General features: G+C 51.8%; 20 protein-coding genes. 7 read left to right on the forward strand and 13 right to left on the reverse strand.

Annotated features, from left to right (window positions below; genetic code table 11):
- Positions 1 to 16: 16 nt before the first annotated feature.
- A complete protein-coding gene (locus J3999_RS09435) occupies positions 17 to 1012 on the reverse strand; it encodes a DUF3616 domain-containing protein (RefSeq protein WP_208127646.1) in 996 nt (331 codons plus the stop codon).
- 90 nt (positions 1013 to 1102) lie between these two features.
- Between J3999_RS09435 and J3999_RS09440 the strand changes: the two genes are divergently transcribed.
- Both J3999_RS09440 and J3999_RS09445 read left to right on the forward strand, forming a co-directional pair.
- Positions 1103 to 1909, forward strand: coding sequence for an ATP-binding protein (locus tag J3999_RS09440; RefSeq protein WP_208127647.1), 807 nt, complete (start codon positions 1103 to 1105; stop codon positions 1907 to 1909).
- 18 nt (positions 1910 to 1927) lie between these two features.
- A complete protein-coding gene (locus J3999_RS09445; protein WP_208127648.1) occupies positions 1928 to 2863 on the forward strand; it encodes a lysophospholipid acyltransferase family protein in 936 nt (311 codons plus the stop codon).
- A gap of 20 nt (positions 2864 to 2883) precedes the next feature.
- Here the strand turns inward: J3999_RS09445 and J3999_RS09450 are convergent, their stop codons facing one another.
- The 11 genes from J3999_RS09450 to def are packed head-to-tail and all read right to left on the reverse strand — an operon-like array spanning position 2884 to position 14988.
- Positions 2884 to 3351, reverse strand: coding sequence for an NfeD family protein (locus tag J3999_RS09450; RefSeq protein ID WP_208127649.1), 468 nt, complete (start codon positions 3349 to 3351; stop codon positions 2884 to 2886).
- A 10-nt stretch (positions 3352 to 3361) separates the two neighbouring features.
- A complete protein-coding gene (locus tag J3999_RS09455) occupies positions 3362 to 4276 on the reverse strand; it encodes an SPFH domain-containing protein (RefSeq protein WP_208127650.1) in 915 nt (304 codons plus the stop codon).
- Between the two features lie 32 nt (positions 4277 to 4308).
- A complete protein-coding gene (locus J3999_RS09460; RefSeq protein ID WP_208127651.1) occupies positions 4309 to 4896 on the reverse strand; it encodes a bifunctional 2-polyprenyl-6-hydroxyphenol methylase/3-demethylubiquinol 3-O-methyltransferase UbiG in 588 nt (195 codons plus the stop codon).
- 10 nt (positions 4897 to 4906) lie between these two features.
- Complete coding sequence (locus tag J3999_RS09465; RefSeq protein ID WP_208127652.1) at positions 4907 to 6358, reverse strand: TrkH family potassium uptake protein; 1452 nt, start codon at positions 6356 to 6358, stop codon at positions 4907 to 4909.
- Between the two features lie 6 nt (positions 6359 to 6364).
- A complete protein-coding gene (trkA, locus tag J3999_RS09470; RefSeq protein ID WP_208127653.1) occupies positions 6365 to 7768 on the reverse strand; it encodes a Trk system potassium transporter TrkA in 1404 nt (467 codons plus the stop codon).
- Between the two features lie 34 nt (positions 7769 to 7802).
- The gene (locus J3999_RS09475) at positions 7803 to 9137 is read right to left on the reverse strand and encodes a sigma-54 dependent transcriptional regulator (protein ID WP_208127654.1); all 1335 of its coding nucleotides are present in this window, start codon (positions 9135 to 9137) and stop codon (positions 7803 to 7805) included.
- Positions 9134 to 11356: an ATP-binding protein gene (locus tag J3999_RS09480; RefSeq protein ID WP_208127655.1), complete on the reverse strand. Its 2223-nt coding sequence runs from the start codon at positions 11354 to 11356 to the stop codon at positions 9134 to 9136. Before J3999_RS09480 ends, J3999_RS09475 begins: the two co-directional genes overlap by 4 nt.
- A 15-nt stretch (positions 11357 to 11371) precedes the next feature.
- A complete protein-coding gene (locus J3999_RS09485) occupies positions 11372 to 12127 on the reverse strand; it encodes a DUF4390 domain-containing protein (protein WP_208127656.1) in 756 nt (251 codons plus the stop codon).
- A 36-nt stretch (positions 12128 to 12163) separates the two neighbouring features.
- Positions 12164 to 13501 (reverse strand): 16S rRNA (cytosine(967)-C(5))-methyltransferase RsmB, encoded by a 1338-nt coding sequence (rsmB, locus tag J3999_RS09490; RefSeq protein ID WP_208127657.1) that lies wholly within the window; start codon positions 13499 to 13501, stop codon positions 12164 to 12166.
- On the reverse strand, positions 13498 to 14460 hold the full coding sequence (gene fmt, locus J3999_RS09495; RefSeq protein WP_208127658.1) for a methionyl-tRNA formyltransferase: 963 nt from the start codon (positions 14458 to 14460) through the stop codon (positions 13498 to 13500). The genes rsmB and fmt overlap by 4 nt, the downstream gene beginning before the upstream one ends.
- Entirely contained in the window at positions 14461 to 14988 is a 528-nt protein-coding gene (gene def / locus J3999_RS09500) for a peptide deformylase (protein ID WP_371811877.1), read from the reverse strand.
- 89 nt (positions 14989 to 15077) lie between these two features.
- Between def and dprA the strand changes: the two genes are divergently transcribed.
- From dprA to J3999_RS09520, 4 genes are all read left to right on the forward strand, one after another.
- Complete coding sequence (gene dprA, locus J3999_RS09505) at positions 15078 to 16199, forward strand: DNA-processing protein DprA (protein WP_208127659.1); 1122 nt, start codon at positions 15078 to 15080, stop codon at positions 16197 to 16199.
- 252 nt (positions 16200 to 16451) lie between these two features.
- Entirely contained in the window at positions 16452 to 18935 is a 2484-nt protein-coding gene (gene topA, locus J3999_RS09510; RefSeq protein WP_208127660.1) for a type I DNA topoisomerase, read from the forward strand.
- Positions 18936 to 19175: 240 nt separating this feature from the next.
- A complete protein-coding gene (gene argS / locus J3999_RS09515; RefSeq protein ID WP_208127661.1) occupies positions 19176 to 20936 on the forward strand; it encodes an arginine--tRNA ligase in 1761 nt (586 codons plus the stop codon).
- A 22-nt stretch (positions 20937 to 20958) separates the two neighbouring features.
- Positions 20959 to 21732, forward strand: coding sequence for an SPOR domain-containing protein (locus J3999_RS09520; RefSeq protein WP_208127662.1), 774 nt, complete (start codon positions 20959 to 20961; stop codon positions 21730 to 21732).
- A gap of 46 nt (positions 21733 to 21778) precedes the next feature.
- Here the strand turns inward: J3999_RS09520 and J3999_RS09525 are convergent, their stop codons facing one another.
- The gene (locus J3999_RS09525; protein ID WP_208127663.1) at positions 21779 to 22810 is read right to left on the reverse strand and encodes a GGDEF domain-containing protein; all 1032 of its coding nucleotides are present in this window, start codon (positions 22808 to 22810) and stop codon (positions 21779 to 21781) included.
- Between the two features lie 226 nt (positions 22811 to 23036).
- On the opposite strand from J3999_RS09525, the gene J3999_RS09530 reads away from it, so the two are divergent.
- The gene (locus tag J3999_RS09530; RefSeq protein WP_208127664.1) at positions 23037 to 23285 is read left to right on the forward strand and encodes an accessory factor UbiK family protein; all 249 of its coding nucleotides are present in this window, start codon (positions 23037 to 23039) and stop codon (positions 23283 to 23285) included.
- The last annotated feature ends 4 nt before the right edge of the window (positions 23286 to 23289 follow it).

Below are 23289 nucleotides of genomic sequence, written 5' to 3' on the forward strand. Positions count from 1 at the left end.
GGACGGCGTCCTGATTTTAAAAACGGCACGTCTGTGAATGCAGGTTGCCGCCTTTGACGCCGTCTTCCAGAATCTGAAATTCAACGCTTCCTTGGTTAAGACGTTTGAACTGAATGCCTTCCGGTTTACCTTGAGGGCTATCGATTTCGCACAACAGACGCAAGCCTTGTGCATTGCGATCCTTTCCACTCAGTTGATTGCTTTCATCCCAGTAATAGACGGCATAGGAGAGCGCCTGATCGCCAACCGCTCCGGCCAGCAGAAGTTGTCCTTGATGAGCGCCATCTGTGCGTTTGATCGGGCTCATGCCTCGCAGGCCGCGACCGTCCAGATTCAGCCATAACCATTTGGATTTTTTAACGGCGAAGTGGTTTCCGGATCGCAGTTTCAGTCTTAGAACCGGCACCCAGTTGCCGCGTAATACCGGGCCGCGAAAACCGACTAGCAGACGGCCTTTGGCGTCGACGGCCAGCGCTTCAAGATCGATTCCGTTCTCTTTACTGGGAATCGAGATAAAAGGCGCGACGATTTTCTGCTCGGCAATAATCTGCTGCAACGAAAGACTCTGTATTTTCGTTATGTCTGCATTTTGGTTTAGCTTAAGTCGGAACAAGCGTTGCCGTTCCATTTCAGGACTGGTTTGTGCCAGCCGTTTCAGGTTTTGTTTCTGGTTTTTGTCGGTCTTTAATTTCTTGCGCTTGGCGCTGTGCGATCCGAGCGCGTACAGAAATGGCGCTTGATAGGCGAGTGCTTCCAGGTCCAATTCGACCGAACCATTGTCCAGAGAAGACGTTTGCTGTAATTGCCAGTTGGCGCCATGCCGTTTCAATATCGCCAGACGACTGCCTTCGTCGGTGACCAGCGCCAGATAGTCGTCGAATTCGACCATTCCGCTCAGATTGTCGGCGTCGATCGGCAGCGGCGGAAGCGCGGCGGCGCGACTTGTCGCTGCGAACAGGCTGAATAAAAGCACGATGCCGGCGTGGATAAAAAGCGATAAGGTCTTTGGCATGAAGCATTCCCGGGTAAGAATTTAGATTTGGCGAGTGTCGATTATTGTAAAATAGGCGCTAAATTTTTACAGCAAGCAAATTACAGAGCCATGAGCGAAGCGGAATCGACTACTCAACCTAAATTGACCAAGAAAGAGCGAACCAAGGATTGGATTATCCCGCCGAAATCGATAATGAAACTGGTCGGGCGTGCCATGGCGCAGTACAAGATGCTGCGCGACGGCGACCGAGTGCTTCTGGGTCTCTCCGGAGGAAAGGATTCTCTGGCTCTGTTGGTTATTCTGAAGCATCTACAGCGGCATGCTCCGGTCAAATTCGAGCTTGCAGCCTGCACCATAGACCCGGAAATTCCCGGCTTCGATCCTTCGCCACTGAAAGAGTGGGTCGCTAAGCTGGGTGTTCCCTATTTCTACGAGTCGGAAGATCTGGTCGCTCTTGCCGATGCGCACATGAAAGGCGACTCTTTCTGCAGCTTCTGCGCGCGTCAGAAACGCGGCAAGCTGTATACCGTTTGCCGTCGCGAAGGCTACAACGTATTGGCGTTGGCGCAGCATCTCGACGATCTGGCGGAGAGCTTTATCATGTCGGCGTTCAATGCCGGTCAACTGCGTACTATGAAAGCACACTATCTGAACGACGAAGGCGATATCCGCATTATTCGTCCTCTGGTCAGAGTGCGTGAGAATCAGACGCGCGATTTCGCCGAGTCCGCCAATCTGCCGGTGATTCCGGATAACTGTCCGGCCTGTTATGCCAAGCCGCAGGCGCGCGCCGAAACCAAAGCGCTTCTGCTGGAGCAGGAAAAGAAGAACAAACATCTGTATGCCAATCTCTGGACCGCTATGCAACCGCTGATCGCCGACGACAACCACGAAGGCGCAGCACAGCTGAAATAGCCGAATATCGAGGCAGTAATGAATTCTAAGCCGAAAAAACGCTCTTTTTTAAAGCGCTCAGTCCACCGGGTTGCCAGTTGGATCGTGGTCGCGTTGATCCAAATTCTGTCGCTGTTGCCGCTGTCGGCAATCCGCCTGCTGGGGAAAGGAATGGGCACGCTCTTCTACTGGCTGCCGAGTCATGCGCGTTTTCTGGCGCAGTGTAATCTGCGCGCCGTCTATCCGCAGTTATCTGAACAGGAACACAAGAAACTTCTCAAAGCGACTCTGCAGCACAACGCTCAGTCGATACTGGAACTTGGTGCCATGTGGCGCTGGCCGAAAGAGAAAGTTGAAAACTCGGTCAGAGAGGTAAAGGGGCAGGAGCTTTTGGATGCTGCCTATGCAAAGGGCAAGGGCGTTCTGTTGCTTGGTCCGCACATCGGTAATTGGGAGGTTGCCGGAAGTTATATTTCCATGAACTATCCTTCTACGATTATGTACCGCCCACCGAATCTGCAAGGGCTGGAAAAAAGTATGCGCGCAGCGAGAACCCGTTTCGGGGCGACGCTGGTGCCAACCGATTTACGCGGTATTCGTCAGATTATCAAGGCTTTGAAAGAGAATCAGCTGTCGGCGATCTTGCCGGATCAGGACGCCGGGAAGAACGGCGTGCATGCGCCTTTTATGGGGGTGCCGGCACGTACCATGACGCTGGTCAGCAAGTTGCTGCAGAAAAGCGAGGCGGAGTGTCTGTATCTGATCGCGCTGCGTCATCCACAGAGCGGTTTTGTTTTGCATATCTTGCCGGCGGATCGTCAGGCGTTGGCGGCCGAAGATCCGCTTGCCGCCGCCAGTGCGTTGAATCAGGGGATCGAAACCTGTATCCGTCTGGCGCCGGAGCAATATCTTTGGACCTACCGCCGCTTTCGCGGCCAGCCGGAAGGCGCGCCGAATATCTATCGCAAGCGGTAACTCGTCGGATTGCCGCTCTTTTAAGCGTCTTGTTGCTCTGTCGAGCCGATTTTGACGTAATTCCCCTTCACCTCAAGAATAATTACTTCCGAACCGTTCTGCGGGTCCACCGGAGGTGTTTTCGGGTCAATCAGCCAGTAGGTTCCTCGATAGAAAACCGAATAGTCGCCGTTTTTATCCAGATGTAATCGGCCATAGCCGTGATCGTTTTCTGGTGCAAAACTGTCCGCCTCATTCGGGTGCTGGCTTTTTTTCAGGTAAGGGTTCAGTAGCCAGGTGAAAAGCGCGCCGAGCGCGGTGATAATTACCAGCTGCAGTCGCCAGTCGAGCGGTTGATACAGGCTGTAGATACCCATCAGAATAAACGCCAGCGCGATCCAGAAAAGCACGAAAGTCCCGACGATCAGAACTTCGCCGAGCATCATAAGAATACCGACGATAATCAGTAGCGACGGAGTCAGAGAGGAGTCGGTCATCCATTCGAACATCACGGCTCTCCTATTTATCCTGTTTGAGCAGGTGTTGGATCAGGCTCATGGAACCAAGCAACTCGCTGGTTTCCACCGGGATGACGATTTTGTTGCTGGAATCGGATTCGGCCAATCCGGAAAAGGCTTTAACCCGATCCTTGGCCAGCAGATATTCCGCCGCCTGAGGATTTTCCTGCATCGCCTGATTGACGGCTTCGATCGCCAGCTGCTGACCGATACCGAGTTGTTCCTGCTGGTAACGTTCGGCATCGGCGGTTCTTTCAAGCGCTTCGGCTTCAAGAAACGCCTTCTGCTTCAAGGCTTCTGCTTCGGCAATCACTGCATTTTTTTCCGCCTGCGCTTTGGTTTCGATGGCGCGTCTTTCACGCGTCGCCTGCAACTGCAGTTCCATCGCTTTCTGCACCTCTTCCGGTACGGAAATGTCGCTGACCTCGACCCTTGTGACTTTTAGACCCCATTCGTTGCTGGCATTGTTCAGCGCCTGCATCAGGGAGGCGTTCAGATCGTCGCGCGAACTTAGGGTTTCGTCCAGTTCCAGCGAACCGATCTCGGAACGCAGGGTGGTCTGGCACAGCTGGCTGATCATATGTTTAACGTCCAGCGCGGAGTAGGTTGCCGCTTGGGCATCGGTAATGCGGATAAAGACGATACCGTCGATGAAAATGGAAACGTTGTCTTTGGTAATGACCCTTTGCGAAGGGATATCGATGGTCTGTTCCTGCATGTTGTATTTGACGCGGACATCATCGATAAAGGGAATAATAAAGTTCAGTCCGCCTTCCAGCGTGCAGTTGTATTTTCCGAGCCGTTCGATAACCCAGTTTTCCGCCTGCGGAACGACCTTGACTCCGCGCATCAGAATAAACAGTACTGCGACAAAAAGAATAATGACCAATGCGTTGTCGGTCAGTTGAATATCCATATCAATAACGCCTCCATAAGATGGCAAAAGTTTTATGAAATCTTTTTGCCGACGAACCAACTATAACGCTGCTTGCAGTTCAGGTCGAGCGAATTTTCCGATGCAAGCCAGCCCTCGCCGTAGACTTCGCAGCGCAATCCGGAAAAAAGTTTCGGCAGTTCTCCGCTGTGCAGATAGAAATCGGCATTGCCCGGGCCATTTTCCTGTTTCGGGCCGAGAAAGCTCTGGTAGAAAAGCAATCCATTGGGTTTAAGGGCCTGCACAATCTGTTTGGCCATTGAGCGCTCGAGGTAGCGACTGACGACAATCGCGTCGTATTTTTGATAAGGCAGCAGCATCTGCTCCAGATCGGTAATTAACGGCGTAATCGGCAGGTGATTTAGGCTGGCGTAATTATTGAGCACTGTCAGGGCGTTATCGGAGATATCCCAAGCGTCGGTTTTCAAGCCGCAGCGCGCCAGAAAACGGGCGTTACCGCCCAGACCGCAGGCCAGTTCAAGAGCTTTGCCGGAGAAGGGCAGCAGTTTGCTGTGCTGCTGCAGGACATAGCACGGATTGGCCGGAGTCTTAAGGTCGGCGTCGGCATAACGCTGCTCCCACTTCTGTTGCACGCTGCTCATTGTTTATCCTTTATTTACGCCAGAAAGCGGCAGTAAAGAGTACCAGTAGAGTGAAGATTTCCAGACGGCCCAGCAACATGGCGAACGTCAGCACCCATTTAACCGGATCGCTGAGGTTCTGGTAGTTTGCCGAGACTTCGCCGAGGCCCGGGCCGAGGTTGTTCATCATCGCCGCCACCGAAGAGAAGGCGGTGACCTGATCGACGCCGAGCGCCATGACCGCCAGCATAATGATGGTGAAGGTAAAGACATAAACCGCAAGGAAGCCCCAGACCGCCATCATGACTTTTTCCGGTATGGTTTTATTGCCCAGTTTGACCGGCATAATCGCATTCGGGTGCAGCAACCCCTGAATTTCGCGGATCACCTGTTTGCTCAACAGCAGGAAGCGGATGACTTTCATACCTCCGGCGGTCGAGCCGGCACTACCGCCGATAAAGCTGACAAAAATCAGCAGAACCGGCAGAAACCCGGGCCATGCCGGGAAATCGGCATTGGCGAATCCGGTGGTCGTGGCCAGGGATACGCTCTGGAACAGGCCGAAACGCAAGGCTTCTTCCCAGCTCGGATAGACCTGATGCAGGTACAGGAACAGGCTGACTACGATGGTAACCAGAATCAGTATGGAGGCGTAGACTTTGAATTCCGGATCGCTGAGATAGACATTGGTATTCAGGTTGCGGAAAGCGCTGAAATGCAGGGCGAAATTAATTCCCGCCAAGAACATAAAGAAGATCGCGACCAGTTCGATTTCGAAGCTGTCAAAGTAGCCGATACTGGCGTCGTGGGTCGAAAAACCGCCGATGGCAACGGTGGAGAAACTATGGCTGAAAGCGTCGAACCAGTTCATGCCGGCAATCCAGTAAGCAATCGCACAGGCCAAGGTCAATCCGAGATAGATGTACCATAATGCTTTGGCAGTTTCGGAAATACGCGGCGCGATTTTTGAATCTTTGACCGGCCCTGGAGTTTCCGCACGATACAGCTGCATACCACCGACACCCAGCATCGGCAGAACGGCAACCGCCAGTACGATAATCCCCATGCCGCCCAGCCATTGCAGCTGCTGTCGATACCAGAGTATCGATTGCGGCATGCTGTCCAAGCCGGTCAGTACGGTGGCACCAGTCGTAGTCAGGCCGGAAAAGGATTCGAAAATCGCGTCAGTGAGACTTAGAGAGACCTCTTGTTCGATATACAGCGGCAGGGCTCCGACGACCCCTAATACCACCCAGAACATTACCACGACGAAAAAACCGTCGCGGATCTTCAGGTCGTGCTTGTAGTCGCGTACCGGAAGCCAGAGCAGCAGGCCGAGCAGCAGGACGCCGCCCATGACCGAGGCGAATTCGATCAGCGCGCCGTCATTGTAGATGGCGGCAATAATCACCGGCGGTACCAGCGTTAAGCTGAAAATCATCAGCAGCAGGCCGATGACCTTGAGAATGATTTTGGAGTGCATCTAAGGTTAACTCCAGCTGAACCAGCTTGGTTTGCTGGTTGCGAACAGTTCGGCAACCGCAGAGGTGCTGTTCGGGTCGGTCAGGAAGAGTACAACGTGATCCTCCGCTTCGATCTCGAGATCGCGGTGGGCGATAATGACCTGATCGTTGCGGATAATGGCGCCGACGGTAATGTCGCTCGGCCAAGGAATTTCGGCAATGGTTTTACCGATGATTTCCGAGGTATTCTCGCTGCCGTGAGCGACCACTTCCATGGCTTCGGCGGCACCTCGTCGCAGAGTGACAGCCTTGACGGTGTCCCCCTGACGGGTGTGGTGCAACAGATTACTGGTGGTGATCCGGTCGGCGGAGATGGCGACATCAATCCCGTTCAACTGGATCAGCTCGACATACGACTGATTGTTTACCAGAGCGATTACCCGGCGTACACCGAGTTTTTTGGCCAGCATGCCGGAAATGATATTGGCTTCGTCACTGTTGGTGACGGCGACAAACAGATCGATTTCATCAATATTCTCTTCCAGCAACAGGTCTTTATCGGAGATGTCACCGTGGATAATAACAGTATTGTTGAGTTTTTCCGCGACCTCTCTGGCCTGATTCATATTGTGATCGACCAGTTTGACCTGGTGGGTTTTTTCCAGCGCTTGCGCAAGATGGAAACCGACGTTCCCTCCGCCGGCGATCATAATGTTGCGCGAAGGCTTCTCTTTACGCTGGCGCAGTTCGGTAATGATCGCCGGAACATGCTGCGGTTCGGCAAGGAAGAAGACTTCGTCCCCGGTACGAATCACGGTGTCGCCGGTCGGCATGACGATTTCATCCTTGCGGTAGATCGCAACAATACGGGTCTTAATGTGATTCGGCAGGTGGTTTCGCAGAGTATTGATTTTCTTATTGACCAGCAACCCGTCCTCATGCGCCGGCATGGCGACCAGACGTAGCTTCCCGTCGTGAAAGTCGATTACCTGCAAAGAGCCGGGGTAGGCGATAAGCTGGAGAATGTAGTTGGTAACCAGATTTTCCGGACTGATAAGCAGATCTATATCAATCGCTTTTTCGTTTTCAGTGCGGTTGAAGAGTTCCGGGTGCTCCAGATAGGAACGCCCGCGGACGCGGGCGATTTTAGTCGGAACTCGGAACATGAGCTGGGCCAGATGACAGGCGACGATATTGGTTTCATCGTTCTGGGTGGCGGCGATCAGCATATCGGCGTCTTCCAGTCCGGCCTGCATCAGAATGTCCGGGTGAGAGGCATGTCCGAATACGGTACGAATATCAAGACGGTCTTGCAGACGTTGCAGGTGAAGTCGATCGATATCCACCACAGTCACATCGTTGTTTTCATTTGCCAAGACTTCGGCCAGCGAGGAACCAACCTGGCCGGCGCCTAAAATTACAATATTCATTTAACTATGGTCTCAATATTCACTTCGGACTGCTTCAAAGCGGATTTTTCGGGTCGATTCCGAGGTTTTTCAGTTTCCGGTACAGGTTGGTGCGGTCGATACCGGATCGTTTGGCGGTTTCGGATACATTTCCGCCTGTTTCGCGTAAAAGTTGTGACAGATAAGCGGCTTCAAGGCGGTCTTTAGCCTCTTTCAAATTGACGCTGGTATCGATCGCTGCCGTCTGGGCACTTTCGTTATGGGATTCGCTGAGGTACTTACGGACTTCCTCGTCGGAAATTTCGCCGTTGCCGAGAATCAGTATACGCTGCACCAGATTCTGTAGCTCTTTAAGATTCCCAGGCCAGGCGTACTGACGCAGAATATTTTGCGCCGGAACACTGAAATGGCGGTATTCCAAAGCATCGTGAGTCACATAATGATTGATGAAAAAATCCAGTAGCTCCGGGATGTCTTCCGTATGCTGGCGCAGCGCAGGAATGGCGATCGGCATGACTTTTAAGCGCTGATAAAGGTCATCGCGAAAGTTTTTGTGTTCCACTTCAAGTTCCAAATCCCCGCGGCTCAGGGCAATCACGCGGATATCAAGATCAATGGTTTCATTGCCGACCTGAACCTGTTTATGGTTGATCAGGTCGGTGAGAATATTTTGCGCGTCAATGCTCAGTTGTTCGATATTGGCCACCACCAGAGTGCCCTGATCGGCCTGACGTAACTGCTGGATCAGAGCGGATTCCTGCATCTGCTCCAGATAGCGGTTAAAGTCATAGGCCGAGAGCTCGACAATGGCCGCGTCTTTGCGGTTGCTGGTTTTGTGCAGGGCGCGCGCCAGATGGTGTTTGCCGCTGCCTGACTCGCCTTCGATCAGAACCGGCATGGTGAATTTGGACAGGCGTTCGATGGTTTCGCGCAGACTGACCATCGCCTTGCTTTTACCGATCGGCAGAAACTGTTCCGGTAACTTCTGTTTGAGCTGACGGTTTTCCTGATTCAGGCGGATATTTTCCATCGCCCGTTCCGCGGTGACGATCAGTTTGGCAAGAGAGAGCGGCTTTTCCAGAAAGTCGTAAGCGCCAAGGCGGGTCGCTTCGATCGCCGTTTCAATGGTGCCGTGGCCAGACATCATGATCACTTTGGTGTGTTCCAGAAGCGCTTCTTCCTGCATCTCCTTGAGCAACGAAATACCGTCTACATCCGGCATCCAGACATCAAGGAACATAATGTCGGGAAGGCTCTGACGCCAAGCCTGTTTCGCTTGGATGCCATTGGCGGCCGTGGCGACTTGATAACCTTCCTCGGCAAAGATTTCTTGCATTAAATTGCGGATATCTTTTTCATCATCAACGATCAGCAGTTTGCCAGGTTTCATGTTCTCTCGCTAGCTAAAACAGGTAGGGTGATTATAAAGCAGGTTCCCTCGGCGGGTGAAGCCTTAACGCGGATTTGCCCATGATGTTCATCAACTATCTTGCGGACAATCGCCAGCCCCAGCCCGGTTCCTTTCGGTTTGTCGGTGGCATAGGGTTCGAAAATCCAGTTCTGGGCTTCTTTGGGAATACCGGGACCGTTATCGCAAACCTTGATCTGCAGCGAGTCTTCGTCAATCTGTTCTGCGGAGATTTCGACGCGCGGCTGCGGCAGGTCTTCGGTTGCTTCCAGAGCATTTTTGATCAGGTTGTGGAACAGCTGGCGCAGGCGGGCTTTATCGGCCATTACCAGCGGGCAGTTGTTGTTCAGGTGCGAGGTCACTTGCCACTTTGCGTTCGGGTTCTGGTACATCTCGGTGATGCCTTGAATCAGCGAGCACAGTTCGGTTTTTTGCAGCTCGACTTCCGGCGTGTTCGCATAGTCGCTGAAAGCCTGAACCAAGGTTTGCATGGTGCTGACCTGCTCGATAATGGTTTGCGTCAGCCGCTCCAGAAGCTCGCGGTCCTCGCCCTGCAGACGACGGCCGAGCTTGAAATTCAGGCGCTCTGCGGAGAGCTGGATCGGTGTCAGAGGGTTTTTAATTTCATGCGCCAGACGGCGGGCAACATCGCTCCAGGCGGCATGCAGCTGTGCCTGTACCAGATCGGTGATGTCATCGATAACGATAATATAACCCGCGACTTGCTTCTCCAATGAAGGTAACGGCGAGCCGTGTAGCATGAGAATTTTCTGTCCTTCGCTGCTCTGGAATTCGAACTGCAATGCCCAGGTCAGGTTGGGTTGGTTTTGATGATCGTCAAAGTGTTGCACGATCTTGTCGAACAGCAGTTGCAGGCTCTGCTGATGCATGGCTTCATCGTCCTGCAGCGTTTCCAGATTCTTTGCCTTAGCCAGAAACGGCAGACTCTGTTCTAGAAGGTGTTCGCTTTTTATGCCGAGTATGCGTTCAGCGGCACTGTTAAGCGTTCGGATCTGTTTCTGGGTATCGAGCGTGATGACGCCGCTGGAAAGGTTCTGAATGATGGCCTGCAGATAGAGTTTCTGGACTTCGGCCTGCTGGTGACTGAGTTTGATATCGTTTCGGGCCTGGGCAATGCGCGCGATCATATCGTTGAAAGAGTTGATCAGGTCGCCGAATTCATCCTGTTGTTTGACCGGCATGCGGATGGTGTAATCTCCACGCGATACGGCCTTGGTTCCGCGCGCCAGAACCCGGATCGGGCTGGTAAAGTTCTGTACCGCACGGATGGTGAAAAGTACCGCCGTGACCAGTGTTAGCAGAACCACCATCGACAGGATCAGCGTGAAACTGAAAGTCAAAGGCCCTTTAAGGTAGGAGAGTTCGCGGTACTGCTCGGTCGCCAGTGCAACCGAATCCGACAGTTCGGTGATGTTGGTCGGCAGAGGGAAGATTGCCTGCAGGGCGTATTGCGCATTCAGACTGTTGGTGATCGGGATGAATACACGCACGAACTGTTCTTTTTGCGTAGCTCCCGGTTGGCTTTCGATTGCCGCGTAAGGGGTTTCCTTGCGCACCTGCTGGAAAAGGTTGTCGCCGGGCGTATTCGGCAGAATCTGGGTGTTGTCCTGCGAGCTGAAAGCGATCAGTTGCTGGTTGGTTTGGTACAGAGCCACTTCCTGAGCGTTGATCAGATTGCGGATGCTGTCCACTGCCGCGATCGGATTGAATTCCAGTGCAATCTGTTGCTGCGAGACGACAGACTGCGTCAGCTTGAGGCTGTCTCGGGTTTTATTGTCGAGGGTGATGCTGGCCAGACTGGAAGCCTTTTCCAAGGCGTCTTCGGTGGTGACGTCAAACCACTGGCTGATCCCCTGTTGGATGAAGTTCAGCGAGAAAGCGAAGATGGTGATGGCCGGAATGCCCATTAACAGAGTCGCCAGCAGTGTCAGGCGGATAGTGACTTTGATGCCGGGAATTTTCTGTTTCAGCTGTTTGTAGAGTTTCCATAGAGTGCGGAAGAAGAGCACCAGCAATACGCCGACACCGAGCCAGGTGATGAACAGCAGAACCGAATAAACCTCGGCGAACTGCGATGCATTTTGCAGAATCTGACTCATTACGGCCAGCATAACCATCAGAACGCTGAATAGCAGACTGACCCAGCCGAATTGTTTGATAAACCTTCCTAGAGAGCCCATGAATCGTCCTTTCGCTTATTGCCAGCTTAGCGGGGTGGTCAGGTTGACCTCGAACCAGCCGCTGTCCAGTCGCCAGCTTGGGTCTAGGAGGGCTTCCAGGAGCAGCGGTGCAGGCAGGGTCCAGTAATCGAGGAAAATACGCATTCGCAGCCGATATTTCTGTGTCGGGTGCAGTTCTTTAAGATGCGCTATTTCAAAGGCTTCCAATGTTCCCATGGTTTCCAGTGCGCGGTCGATGGTGGCAAAGCGCTGCAGTTTGTCGTTACGGTTATTGAACAGGACATATTGGCGGTTGATGCCATAACTGGTCAGTTCGGTCAGATAGCGGACATGTTTGCGGGTACGCTGGTAGGGGAAGCCAAGAAAGGAGCTGCTTTCGGTCAACAGAATTTCGGTTTTGAACTTGATCGGAATGCCGTGATTAATCGCCGAGATCTGTTCGGTTCCGATACTGAATCGGCTTTGCGAATCGATTTTCAGCTGGTTGTTTTCGCGGTAATCAACGACTTTCAGAATGGTGATGCCGGGGCTGCTGTCGCCGTCGGTGGCGCTTTTTTCGGTCAGGATTTCATCGAGGTCGATGCTCAGAACTTCCTTGTCCCGTTGATCTTCCTCCAGATCGGTACTTTCCGCAGTCTGCTCATTGAGCAGCAGGTTGAAGGGTTCAAGGCGCAGTTTCGACGGAAGCTCGGCGTTGCTGAGACTGCTAACCGATAAAAGTATCCATGCAACGGAAAAAGAGATAAGTCGTGAGAGAGTCGTTTTCCGCATTGGTTTCATAGCATCCGAGATCGTGAATTGCGCGGTTTAAGCACTCTGGGTCTTTTCCAGCAGGCAGTAGTAAAAACCGTCCATGCCGTGGTTGCCCGGTAGAATCTGTCGGCCGGTTGTACTGCCGCTCCAGCCCCATTCTACTTCTAAAGGAACAGGTTTTGCATCCGTCGTGCGCTCCAGAAACGCTTCTATCTGCCGGCTGTTTTCCTGCGGTAAAACCGAGCAGGTCGCGTACAGCATGCGACCGCCCGGTTTTAAAGTCGGCCACAGGGCGTCAAGAATGCGGCTCTGAATCTGAACCAGTTCTTCGATATCTTCCGGCACGCGATGCCATTTTATATCCGGGTGGCGGCGGATAATACCGGTTGCCGAGCAGGGGGCGTCAAGCAGGATTTTGTCGAAGGTCCGTCCGTCCCACCAGGTTTCGGGTTCGGCGGCATCGCCGACGGTATAGTCGCACTGCAGATCCAGTCGGTACAGGTTTTCTGCCAGACGATCCAGTCGTTCGGGTTCTTTTTCCAGTGCGAAAAGATCGATGTCGCCGTCGCTGTACTCCAGCAGGTGACTGGTTTTACCGCCCGGAGCGGCGCAGGCGTCGAGAATATGCTCTCCGACCTGCGGCTGGAGAAGTTGCGCGGCCTGTTGTGCAGCCGCATCCTGTACGCTGAATCCGCCTTCGTCATAGGTTGGTAAGCGGGTAATGTCGGTGCTCTGTTGCAGGATCAGTCCCTGTTCGCAGTCGGGATGCGGTTCCGTAGCAAAACCGGCATCGGTCAGTAGTTGTTGAAGCTGTGCACGGTTTTGAAATTTACGGTTGTTGCGCAGAGTCAGAGGCGCGATCTGATTGTTGGCATCGAGAATTTGCTGCCAATTGTCCGGGTAGGCTTTGCGTATCGCTTTAAAAAACCATTGCGGGTGGGCGTATTTCTGTGCCGGTTTAAGATCGACTTCGGCGCAGATCGACTCCTGTTCACGCATAAAGTTGCGTAAAACGCCGTTTACTAAGCCTTTTGCCCAAGGTTTCTTGAGTTTTGCCGTAACATTGACCGTCTCCGATACCGCTGCATGTTGAGCGGTGTCGGTGTAGAGAATTTGAAACAGGCCGAGAAGAATCAGCTGATTGACGTCTTCATCTTTGGCTTTGAGCTTTTTTTTCAGGAGCTGCGAGCGAATCGCCATTAGACGGAATTGCCAGCGCAAGGTACCCAATACCAGATTTTGAACAAAAGCACGTTCGCGGCGGTCGGAAAACTGCGCCAGCCCTTCGGGAAGTACCTGGCTTAGAGAGCGGCCTTGTTCAATCACGCTGAGACACATTTTCAGCGCGACAAAGCGCGTATGGCTGCCGCTGTTTTCGATCGCCTGATTCATTGCAGTTTCTGTCCCTGGAGTTGTCTGGATTGTGCGAAATCATAGGCGGGCATGGCTTTTTTTCCAGCGGCCTGAATGGTTTGCAGACAGAGAATTCCGTTTCCAGTTTGAATCCAGATACCCTCTTTATTAACCAGTTGCACGGTTCCGGCCGATGCCGACTTGTCGAATGTTTCATGGCTCAACTCGTGTTCCTGCGCCAGCCTGGCTTGCCAGATACGTAACGGCTTGCCTTCGAAGTCGCAAAAAGCCACCGGCCAGGGATTGAATGCCTGAATCAGACGCTGCAGAGAAGTCGCATCCTGCGACCAGTCAATCTGTGCTTCGGCTTTGGACAGTTTCTCCGCATAGGTAACGTGCGACTCATCCTGTTTTTGTGCTTTGTTTTGCAGGTTGTGCAGATCATTCAGCGTGGTGATAAGCGCTTCGGCACCCATGGTCATCAGACGGTCATGCAGACTTTGTGCACTGTCTTCAGGTTGGATGGCGGTTTCGGTTTTATATAGCATGTCACCGGTATCCAGTCCGACATCCATCTGCATAATCGTTACGCCGGTTTTCTCGTCGCCTGCCTGAATGGCGCGTTGGATCGGTGCGGCACCGCGCCAGCGCGGCAGAAGCGAGGCGTGAATGTTGAGACAGCCGTATTTCGGCATTTCAAGTACCGCCTGAGGCAGAATCAGACCATAGGCGACGACAATCATGATATCGGCGTTCAGTGCGGCGACTTCCGCTTGAGCGTCCGGGTCTTTCAGCGTTAACGGCTGATAGACCGGAATGTCATGTTGTAGAGCGAGTTCTTTGACCGGGCTGGCGGTTAATTTCCGGCCACGTCCGGCGGGACGATCCGGCTGGGTGTAGACGGCAATAACCTGATGTTCGGAGTCCAGAAGTGCCAGCAGCGGCGCAACGGAAAAATCCGGCGTACCGGCAAAAATGACTCTTAATGGCTGGCTCATTTAGCTTCCTTGATGTTGCAGCTTGCGGTATTTCTGCATAGCGCGGGTGCGCTTAAGATTGGATAGATGGTCGATAAACATGACGCCGTTCAAATGATCGATTTCGTGTTGCAGGCAGACCGCCAGCAGTTCGTTCGCTTCGATTTCCACTGTCTTGCCGTCGCGGTTCATGCCGCGGACAATGACGTCGCTCGGGCGGGTCACTTTGGCATAGACGCCAGGCAGCGACAGACAGCCTTCTTCCCAGGTGATGCTGCCGGCTTCCTGAACGATTTCCGGATTGATCAGAGCGATCGGCTGATCTTTGGTTTCGGAAACGTCGACCACAATAATGCGTTCCTGAACCGCGATTTGCGGAGCCGCAAGGCCGATTCCCGGTGCGTCGTACATGGTGTAGAACATTTCATCGATCAGTTTGTCGATCTGATCGGTCATCTCGCTGACCGGTTTGCATACCTCGCGCAGGCCTTCATCCGGGTAGAGGACAATATCAAGCTTTTCCAATTGCTGTTCCACCTGTTCTTCCATAGCGTCGCTCACTCATTAAAGTCATAGTAAGTTGTATATAGTGGTATATACTTATGGGTTTAAAAATAATCCGTGCATTATAACTGACTATGCCCAAGTTGTCTGAATTACCCGCTCTGCTCCGCTTGCATCAGGCTCAGCCCAAGCTGAGTCAGTTGCAGGCGCTGCTGGATCGCTTCGGCTCCTTTAGCGAAGCACTGCTGGCGGGCGAAACAAGTTTGCGGGAAACTGCCGGCTTGACGCCCTGGCAACAGCAGCAGATTTCGGCACAGGAAGTCGGCGACAGGGTGGATGAAGCGCTTAACTGGCAGCAGAGTCCGAATAGCGTTTATCCGCAGCAGTGGCTCAGTTATTGGGACGAAGGTTATCCGCAGCTTCTCAAAGAGATCAGCGATGCGCCGCCGATCCTTGCCGTGCGCGGCAATCTCGCTCTGCTGAATGATCCGCAGATTGCGGTGGTCGGCAGTCGTAACGCCTCTAAAACGGGTATGGACAATGCCTATGACTTCTCTCGCTTCCTTTCGCAACAAGGTTTGTGTATTACTTCAGGAATGGCTGCCGGGATCGATACGGCCGCGCATAAGGGCGGTCTTCAGGGACAGGGTAAGACGGTTGCGGTGCTTGGAACCGGGCTGGATCGCGTTTATCCGGCCAGCAATCAGCAGCTGGCCCGCGATATTGCCGCAGATGGCGTAATGATTTCGGAGTTTCCGCTCGGAACCAAACCGCTGGCGCAAAATTTTCCGAAAAGAAATCGCATCATCAGTGGTTTGAGTGTTGGAACGCTGGTGGTTGAAGCGAGTTTGAAAAGCGGCTCTTTGATTACCGCCCGTACCGCATTGGAGCAGGGGCGGGAGGTTTTTGCAATTCCCGGATCGATTCATAATCCGCAGGCAAAAGGCTGTCACCAGTTAATCAAGCAAGGTGCCAAACTGGTTGAATCGGGCGAGGATGTCTTCGCCGAACTCGGCGCCATTCTGCAACTCGCTCTGCAACCGGAAATCTTGTCCGAGCAGCCTGAAAACCGGGAAGGCTCAGCGCCTGAATCTTCCAAATTGCTGTCGTTGATTGAATTTGAACCGATTTCGCTGGACGAGCTGTTGGTTTTGAGCAAAATTCCCCTTTCATCCCTGCAAAGCGAGTTGATGGCTTTGGAGTTGCAAGGGAAAATCGAGAAACTTTCGGCCGGTCGCTGGCAGAGAATCCGTTGAAGAAACTTTTCTTGCGTTGCCCTTCCTTTTCTTGAGCCGGAACCGAAATCACAGTGACTCAAACTCCTGCCTTGCCGGAACGGGCAAAATTTTATCTGTTCAGCCATATAAATAAAATGTCGTTTTAAATTCATTGCAAAACGACCTAAAATTTTGCACCCTAGAAAAAAGATTAAATTATTGAACCCCGTTAATTGTAATAAAGCCGCGTTTTATTGAATACGGGGTTTGTTTTTAGAGAATTGGGAATATATGACAAATTTGGTGATCGTGGAGTCGCCTGCTAAGGCTAAGACCATCGAAAAATATCTGGGTAAAGATTTCGTGGTGCGTTCAAGCTACGGGCATATCCGGGATATTCAGAAAAAAGGGATGGGAATCGATTTGGCGAACGGATTTACGCCGAATTACGAAATTTCCGCCGATAAAAAGAAAAACGTTACCGAGCTGAAAAAACTGGCCAAACAGTCAGATTCAGTTTGGCTGGCAACGGATGAGGACCGTGAGGGGGAGGCGATTGCCTGGCACCTTGCGGAAGCTCTGAATCTGGATGTTACTACGACTAAGCGTATTGTTTTTCATGAAATCACCAAGCCGGCGATTGAGCATGCTGTGGCGCACCCGCGTACAGTGGATATGGATCTGGTTGATGCGCAGCAGGCGCGTCGTATTCTGGATCGTATCGTTGGTTTCGAACTGTCACCGATTCTTTGGAAGAAAATTCGCACCGGGCTTTCCGCCGGGCGGGTTCAGTCGGTTGCCGTGCGCCTGATTGTCGAACGCGAGCAGGAAATCGAAGCCTTTGAAGCCAGTTTCAGTTTTAAGGTTCAGGGTGAATTGCAACTGCTGGACGCGAACGGTCAGGTAAGCGGTACCGTTGAAGTCAAACGCAACGCGGCATTCGAAACCGAAGAGGAAGCTCAGGCGTATCTTCTGGCCGTGGCTCAAGCCAATCTGACGGTGATGTCTCTTGACGAGAAACCGGCGAAACGCAGTCCGAAAGCACCTTTTACTACGTCAACCCTGCAGCAGGAAGCGTCTTCAAAACTCGGTTTTTCGGTCAAGCAGACCATGATGATCGCTCAGCGATTGTACGAGTCCGGGAAAATTACCTATATGCGTACCGACTCGGTGAACCTGTCTGAAACCGCAATTGATCAGGCCAAGCAAACGATTACCGCCAATTACGGTTCCGAATACAGTCATAGCCGCCGCTATAAAACCAAACAAGCGGACGCTCAGGAAGCGCACGAGGCGATTCGTCCGACCGATTTTGCGGTTAGTGAAGTTTCCGGCGAACGCAACGAACAGCGCCTGTATCAATTGATCTGGCGTCGTGCAATCGCTTCGCAGATGGCGGATGCTAAACTGCAGCGCACCACGGTCGAGATCGGCATCAGTAATTTGGACGCCGAAAAATTGGTTGCCAAAGGCGAAGTGGTGACTTTCGACGGATTCCTGAAAGTTTATGATTTTGGCGGCAAAGGCGATGAAGGGCTTTTGCCTCCGATGACGATCGGTCAGACATTGCAGTTAGGCACCCTGGGTGCCCGTCAGAGTTTTGCCCGACCTCCGGCTCGTTATAACGAAGCCAGTCTGGTTCGAACGCTGGAAGAGATGGGGATTGGCCGTCCTTCGACCTATGCGCCGACGATTGATACCATTCAGCAGCGCGGTTATGTGGTCAAGGAAGATCGTGAGGGGACGCCGCGCGATTACCGTCAATTGACCTTGACCGCAGAAGGTTTGCAGGCGGAAACTCTGAATGAGATGGCCGGTTCCGAAAAGAATAAGCTGTTCCCGACCGATATCGCGGGCATCGTAACCAATTTCCTGACCAAGCATTTCGGTGAAATTCTGGATTATCAGTTTACCGCCAAGGTCGAGGAGAAGTTCGATATCATCGCGCACGGCGAAATGCAGTGGCAGGCGATGTTGGATGATTTCTACAAGCGTTTCCATCCTAAAGTCGAAGCTGCAGAAGATGTTTCACGTGAAGAGGCGGGTCAGGCCCGTCTGTTGGGTGAACACCCGGAAAGCGGCAAGCCGATGTTTGTCAAAATCGGCCGTTTCGGCCCTTATGTTCAGGTCGGTGACGGCGAAAACGACGAGAAACCGCAGTTTGCCAGCCTGATGCCGGGCCAGAAGATGGATACCTTGAAACTTGAGGAAGCGCTGGAACTGTTCAAACTGCCGCGCGAAGTCGGTGAGATGCCGGAAAGCTATAGCGCGACCGCCGTCGACGGTTCGGTTTTCTCGGTGGAAGCCGGTCAGAAACTGATTGCCAAGCAAGGGCCTTTCGGACCTTATCTGGAATACGGTAGTAAAATGTATGCTCCGATTAAAGGTTACGATCCTTTAAGTATCACTCTGGATGAGGCGGTAGTGCTGGTTGAGGCCAAGATACAGGCCGAAGCGGAGAAAATCGTCAAAACCTTTCCGGACAATCCGGACGTTAAGATCCTTAAAGGTCGCTGGGGACCTTATATTACCGATTTGACGACCAAGAAAAACGCCAAGATTGCCAAAGACGAAGATGCTCTGGCCTTGACGCTTGAAGAGTGCGTGAAACGTCTCGATGAAGCGCCCGAGCCGAAACGTCGCGGCAGAAAAGCACCGGCCAAAAAGACTGCCGCGAAAAAAGCACCAGCCAAAAAAACGACGGCTAAGAAAACCACCGCGAAAAAGGCACCAGCCAAGAAAACCGCGGCCAAAAAGACGACCGTTAAAAAATAGACTGTTGGGGGCGTCTCTTGAGGCGTCTCCGGTCGATCACGTATCATTCCTTTAAAATGTCGGTGAAGCGATTTGTTTTTGCCGACGCAATTTCCCGTAATTTTATCCTGAAAATCAGTTAATATAACTGGCTTGATTTTTCACCGGCGTTTTACGCGTTTGACTCGCGGATAAAAGGCTTTTAAGCACGCCGATCCCCCATATTTTTCAGACCAACCCATATTTGAAAGAGAGCAGCAAATGAAGCAGCAACTTGCGCAAATTTTGACCGATGTGGTGCAACAACTTAAAGATCAAGGTGTGATTCCGAGCGATGCCGCACCGCGAATTCATGTTGAAAACACACGCGACAAGACGCATGGCGACTTTGCGACCAATCTGGCGATGATGATGACCAAAATGGCGGGAATGCCGCCGCGTGATCTGGCGCAGAAGATTGTCGATTTGCTGTCGGATCATCCGGTTATTGAAAAGATCGAGATCGCCGGACCTGGTTTTATCAACTTTTTTGTCCAGGATACGGCCAAGTTTGACGTTCTCGCGCAGATTTTCGAGCAGGGGGATGCGTTCGGGCGCTGTAATGTCGGTCAGGGCAAATCGGTACTGGTGGAATTTGTTTCCGCCAATCCGACCGGGCCTCTGCATGTCGGCCACGGCCGTGGTGCCGCTTATGGCGCAAGTGTTGCCAATCTGTTGGATGCGGCCGGGTTCGATGTCTGTCGTGAGTATTATGTAAACGACGCCGGACGTCAGATGGATATTCTGGCTACTTCGGTCTGGTTGCGTTATCTGCAGGATCAGGGCGAAGAGCTGACCTTCCCGAGCAACGGTTACAAGGGCAATTATATTCTGGATGTCGCCGCCGAAGTTCGCAGCCAGTTTGCCAATCGTCTGCATAAGCCGGCATTTGAGGTTTTCGCTAATGTCACGCCGGATGAAGGCATGGAAGACGGCGATAAAGAAAAACACATCGATGCGCTTATCGAGCGAGCCAAACACTTGCTGGGCAGTCAGTATTATGACGTTTTTCAGATTGCCGTCGATGCAATTCTAGGTGATATCCGCGATGACCTGGAAGGTTTCAAGGTTCGCTTCGATAACTGGTTCTCCGAGCGTTCGCTTATGGATACCGGCGTAATTGATGCGGCGTTGGAGAAATTGCAGAAAGCCGGAAAAATCTACGAGCAAAGAGGCGCTTTGTGGTTCCGCTCTACTGAATACGGTGACGAGAAAGACCGTGTTGTCGTGCGTGAAAACGGTTTGAAGACCTATTTTGCTTCCGATATCGCTTACCATTTCAATAAACTCGAACGTGGTTTTGATCTGCTGATCGATATTTGGGGTTCCGACCATCACGGTTATATTCCGCGCGTACGCGCTGCAATGCAAGCGATGGAAACCAATCCGGATGCGCTGGAAGTGCTTCTGGTGCAATTTGCCGTTCTGTACAGAAGCGGTGAAAAGGTTGCCATGTCGACCCGTAGCGGACAATTTGTTACCCTGCGCGAACTGCGTGAAGAGGTAGGTTCGGATGCGGCGCGCTTCTTCTATGTACAGCGAAAATCCGAGCAACATATGGATTTCGATCTGGATCTGGCTAAGTCGCAGTCCAACGATAACCCGGTTTATTATATTCAATACGCGCATGCGCGAATTTGTCGTGTGCTTGAACAGGCACGCGAGAAAGGCTATAGCTTTGATCTGCAGCAAGGCATGCAGAATCTTGAGCTACTGACCGAAGAACATGAAACCTATCTGGCAACGGAACTTGCGAAATATCCGGAAATCATCGCCCGCTCGGCAGTGGTTTACGAACCGCATCAGATTGCTTACTATCTGAAAGATCTGGCGAACGGTTTGCATACCTACTATAACGCCAGCCAGTTTATCGTTGACGACGATAATTTGCGACATGCCCGCCTGACGTTGATCAGTGCGGTTCGTCAGGTTCTGCGTAACGGTTTGGCGCTGCTAGATGTCTCTGCTCCCGAATCGATGTAATTACCCATAGGGATTTTTCTGAATGGCTCGAGATTATCGCCCGCGGCGTTCCCCCGAAACTCTGCCGCCACCGATGCTGGAATCAAGTTCGGCCCGACATAAACGTCAGGAAGAACAGCGAACGAGCCGTAATGCCTGGTTGGTTATGCTGCTGGTGATTGGTGCCATGGTTGGCGGCTACTGGGTCATTAACCATTTCGCCAATTCCGGTTTGAAATCGGGCAGCCAGCAAATGCAACAACAGGCGGTTGCCGAAGTTGATTCGACTGGTGAGAGCGAGTCGGTCGTAATTCTGAGTGATCCACAGCCGGAAGCGCTTGAAGAACGAATCGAATTACCTGAAGCAAACACGCCTTTGCAGGCGCCTGAAGCCGTGGCATTGAGCGAAACAGAAGTAATCCCTGAAGCGCCTAAGGAGATCCGTGCGCAGGCGTTGGAAGTGCCTTCCGACGAACAGATCTACGGCGAGCCGAAAAAGAACTTCTACAGCGAACTGAAAGATCTGGAGGTGATTCCGGACGATACGACTCCGGAACCGGTCGCGCTCGAAAAGCCGAAATATATTCTCGCCGGCAGTTTTTTCAGCGAATCCGCCGCTTTAAGAGCGCAGAGCCGACTTGCTCAGCACGAGCAGAAGTTGAAGATCCGTTCAACGGTGCGTAAAGACGGAAAGCATATCTATGCTCTGTATACCGAGCCTTATTATGATCGTCTTGAGTTGAATAAGCGCAAGAATCAGCTGCGTAAGCTGGGGGCAAGTGTTATGGAATTGGAATACAAGTCCGAAAGCCGGTAGTAAAAAAGCCGGCAAGGGAACCGGCTTAGATCGCGAATTTCGACTTTTATAGACTGATTTCACAGACGACGCGATTACGCCCGTCTTTCTTGGCCTTGTAAAGCGATTTGTCGGCGCGATTGAAGAAGCTTTCCGCATCGTCAAGATTCGGGCGAAGCTGGGCGACACCGAATGATGCGGTAATCGTATTAATCTCCTGATCGGAGTTTTTCAGTTTCAGATGGGCAGAGGAAATCTGCTTGCGAATCTCTTGCGCGCGTTTAACCGCTTCATCCAGAGAGAAGTTTCTCAGTAGAATAACAAACTCTTCGCCGCCGTAACGGAAGACGTCTTCATTCTTGCTCTGGTTGCGTCTAATCAGCTTGGAAAAATAGCGCAGGACACTGTCGCCGATAAGGTGACCGTAGGTGTCGTTAAAGTTTTTAAAGTGATCGATGTCGGCAATAATCATGCAGCAGCCTGAACCGAATTCGGCGACATCCTGAAGCATCTGTTCCATGGCCATATTATAGGCTTTACGATTACCGACTTCGGTCAGTTCGTCCTGAAGAACCTGGCTTTGCACGGCCAGAAGCTGTTGACGCAGTTTTTTGATTTCTTCGCTGCTTTCCAACATATGCTTCTGAAACATCTGGTTGGTTTCCTGCATGGACGTGGCCGTATTCAGGACGTTGCTGGTAATCTCTTTGACCTGATGAACGTCCAGATTATCCTTCTTTAATTCTTCAGTCGAATATTCCAGTTGTTTGGTGTGGCTGTCCAGTTTGTCATTCCAGGAATTGATCTTCTGGACCATCAGGTTGACCAGACGGCGGAACGCCTTGTCGAATTCCGAAGTGGTCGAGTCTACGGCAAAGTAATCATTATAGAGACGGCGACCGATCCGGTCGTTATACCCCATGTCATCCTTGAGTACTTGATCCAATTCCTCGCGGAATTGAGGATTATCCCCTTTGTAGTACTGATACCAGAGATAATAGTTCAGCGGAATAGGATTGATGTCCTTCTCTTCGAAGGAGGCCTTTATATATTGAAATAAACGCCATGCAACCTCTGGGCTGTCTTGTATGCGATACATTGTTATTTCCCTTGTTTTAAAATTGATTTTAGCAAAAAGTTGATCGGCTAAATATCAAATGAGTATATTTTTCATACCGTTTTATTTGGCTTTGTTGTATTGTTTTTTCCACAACGGCTGTAAGTTAATTAACGGCCGCATTATTAATAAACTTAATAGTGTTTGCTGGCTTAATTTCGGTCGAATCGTTATAGTGACTGATAATTCGCAGTAAGAGGTATAAATTATGTTTAATCCAGTGCAATTAGAGGAGTTTGCCAAAAAAGTCGCGGAAATTATTCCTCCCGGTTTTGGTGATTTTCCCGAAGAAGGCAAGAAACAGGTGCAGTTAAATCTGCAACGTTTACTGGAGCAGATGGACCTGGTTTCCAGAGAAGAATTTGATACGCAGAAAGCGGTTTTGGCTAAAACTCGAGCCAAACTGGAAGCGCTGGAAAAGCGTTTCGAGGATCTGGAACAGCTGTATAATCGCTGATCGG

This window comes from Thiomicrorhabdus sp. 6S3-12, from assembly GCF_017571475.1.
Taxonomy (GTDB): domain Bacteria; phylum Pseudomonadota; class Gammaproteobacteria; order Thiomicrospirales; family Thiomicrospiraceae; genus Thiomicrorhabdus.

Excerpts from the sequence above, each read along its gene's own strand:
- argS (WP_208127661.1), top strand. The coding sequence starts at position 19,176 with ATGAAGCAGCAACTTGCGCAAATTTTGACCGATGTGGTGCAACAACTT.
- J3999_RS09475 (WP_208127654.1), bottom strand. The coding sequence starts at position 9,137 with ATGAAACCTGGCAAACTGCTGATCGTTGATGATGAAAAAGATATCCGC.
- fmt (WP_208127658.1), bottom strand. The coding sequence starts at position 14,460 with ATGAGCCAGCCATTAAGAGTCATTTTTGCCGGTACGCCGGATTTTTCC.
- J3999_RS09520 (WP_208127662.1), top strand. The coding sequence starts at position 20,959 with ATGGCTCGAGATTATCGCCCGCGGCGTTCCCCCGAAACTCTGCCGCCA.
- dprA (WP_208127659.1), top strand. The coding sequence starts at position 15,078 with ATGCCCAAGTTGTCTGAATTACCCGCTCTGCTCCGCTTGCATCAGGCT.
- J3999_RS09440 (WP_208127647.1), top strand. The coding sequence starts at position 1,103 with ATGAGCGAAGCGGAATCGACTACTCAACCTAAATTGACCAAGAAAGAG.
- J3999_RS09530 (WP_208127664.1), top strand. The coding sequence starts at position 23,037 with ATGTTTAATCCAGTGCAATTAGAGGAGTTTGCCAAAAAAGTCGCGGAA.
- J3999_RS09445 (WP_208127648.1), top strand. The coding sequence starts at position 1,928 with ATGAATTCTAAGCCGAAAAAACGCTCTTTTTTAAAGCGCTCAGTCCAC.
- rsmB (WP_208127657.1), bottom strand. The coding sequence starts at position 13,501 with ATGAATCAGGCGATCGAAAACAGCGGCAGCCATACGCGCTTTGTCGCG.
- J3999_RS09435 (WP_208127646.1), bottom strand. The coding sequence starts at position 1,012 with ATGCCAAAGACCTTATCGCTTTTTATCCACGCCGGCATCGTGCTTTTA.
- J3999_RS09450 (WP_208127649.1), bottom strand. The coding sequence starts at position 3,351 with ATGTTCGAATGGATGACCGACTCCTCTCTGACTCCGTCGCTACTGATT.
- def (WP_371811877.1), bottom strand. The coding sequence starts at position 14,988 with ATGGAAGAACAGGTGGAACAGCAATTGGAAAAGCTTGATATTGTCCTC.
- J3999_RS09460 (WP_208127651.1), bottom strand. The coding sequence starts at position 4,896 with ATGAGCAGCGTGCAACAGAAGTGGGAGCAGCGTTATGCCGACGCCGAC.
- J3999_RS09480 (WP_208127655.1), bottom strand. The coding sequence starts at position 11,356 with ATGGGCTCTCTAGGAAGGTTTATCAAACAATTCGGCTGGGTCAGTCTG.
- J3999_RS09455 (WP_208127650.1), bottom strand. The coding sequence starts at position 4,276 with ATGGATATTCAACTGACCGACAACGCATTGGTCATTATTCTTTTTGTC.
- J3999_RS09485 (WP_208127656.1), bottom strand. The coding sequence starts at position 12,127 with ATGCGGAAAACGACTCTCTCACGACTTATCTCTTTTTCCGTTGCATGG.
- J3999_RS09465 (WP_208127652.1), bottom strand. The coding sequence starts at position 6,358 with ATGCACTCCAAAATCATTCTCAAGGTCATCGGCCTGCTGCTGATGATT.
- trkA (WP_208127653.1), bottom strand. The coding sequence starts at position 7,768 with ATGAATATTGTAATTTTAGGCGCCGGCCAGGTTGGTTCCTCGCTGGCC.
- topA (WP_208127660.1), top strand. The coding sequence starts at position 16,452 with ATGACAAATTTGGTGATCGTGGAGTCGCCTGCTAAGGCTAAGACCATC.
- J3999_RS09525 (WP_208127663.1), bottom strand. The coding sequence starts at position 22,810 with ATGTATCGCATACAAGACAGCCCAGAGGTTGCATGGCGTTTATTTCAA.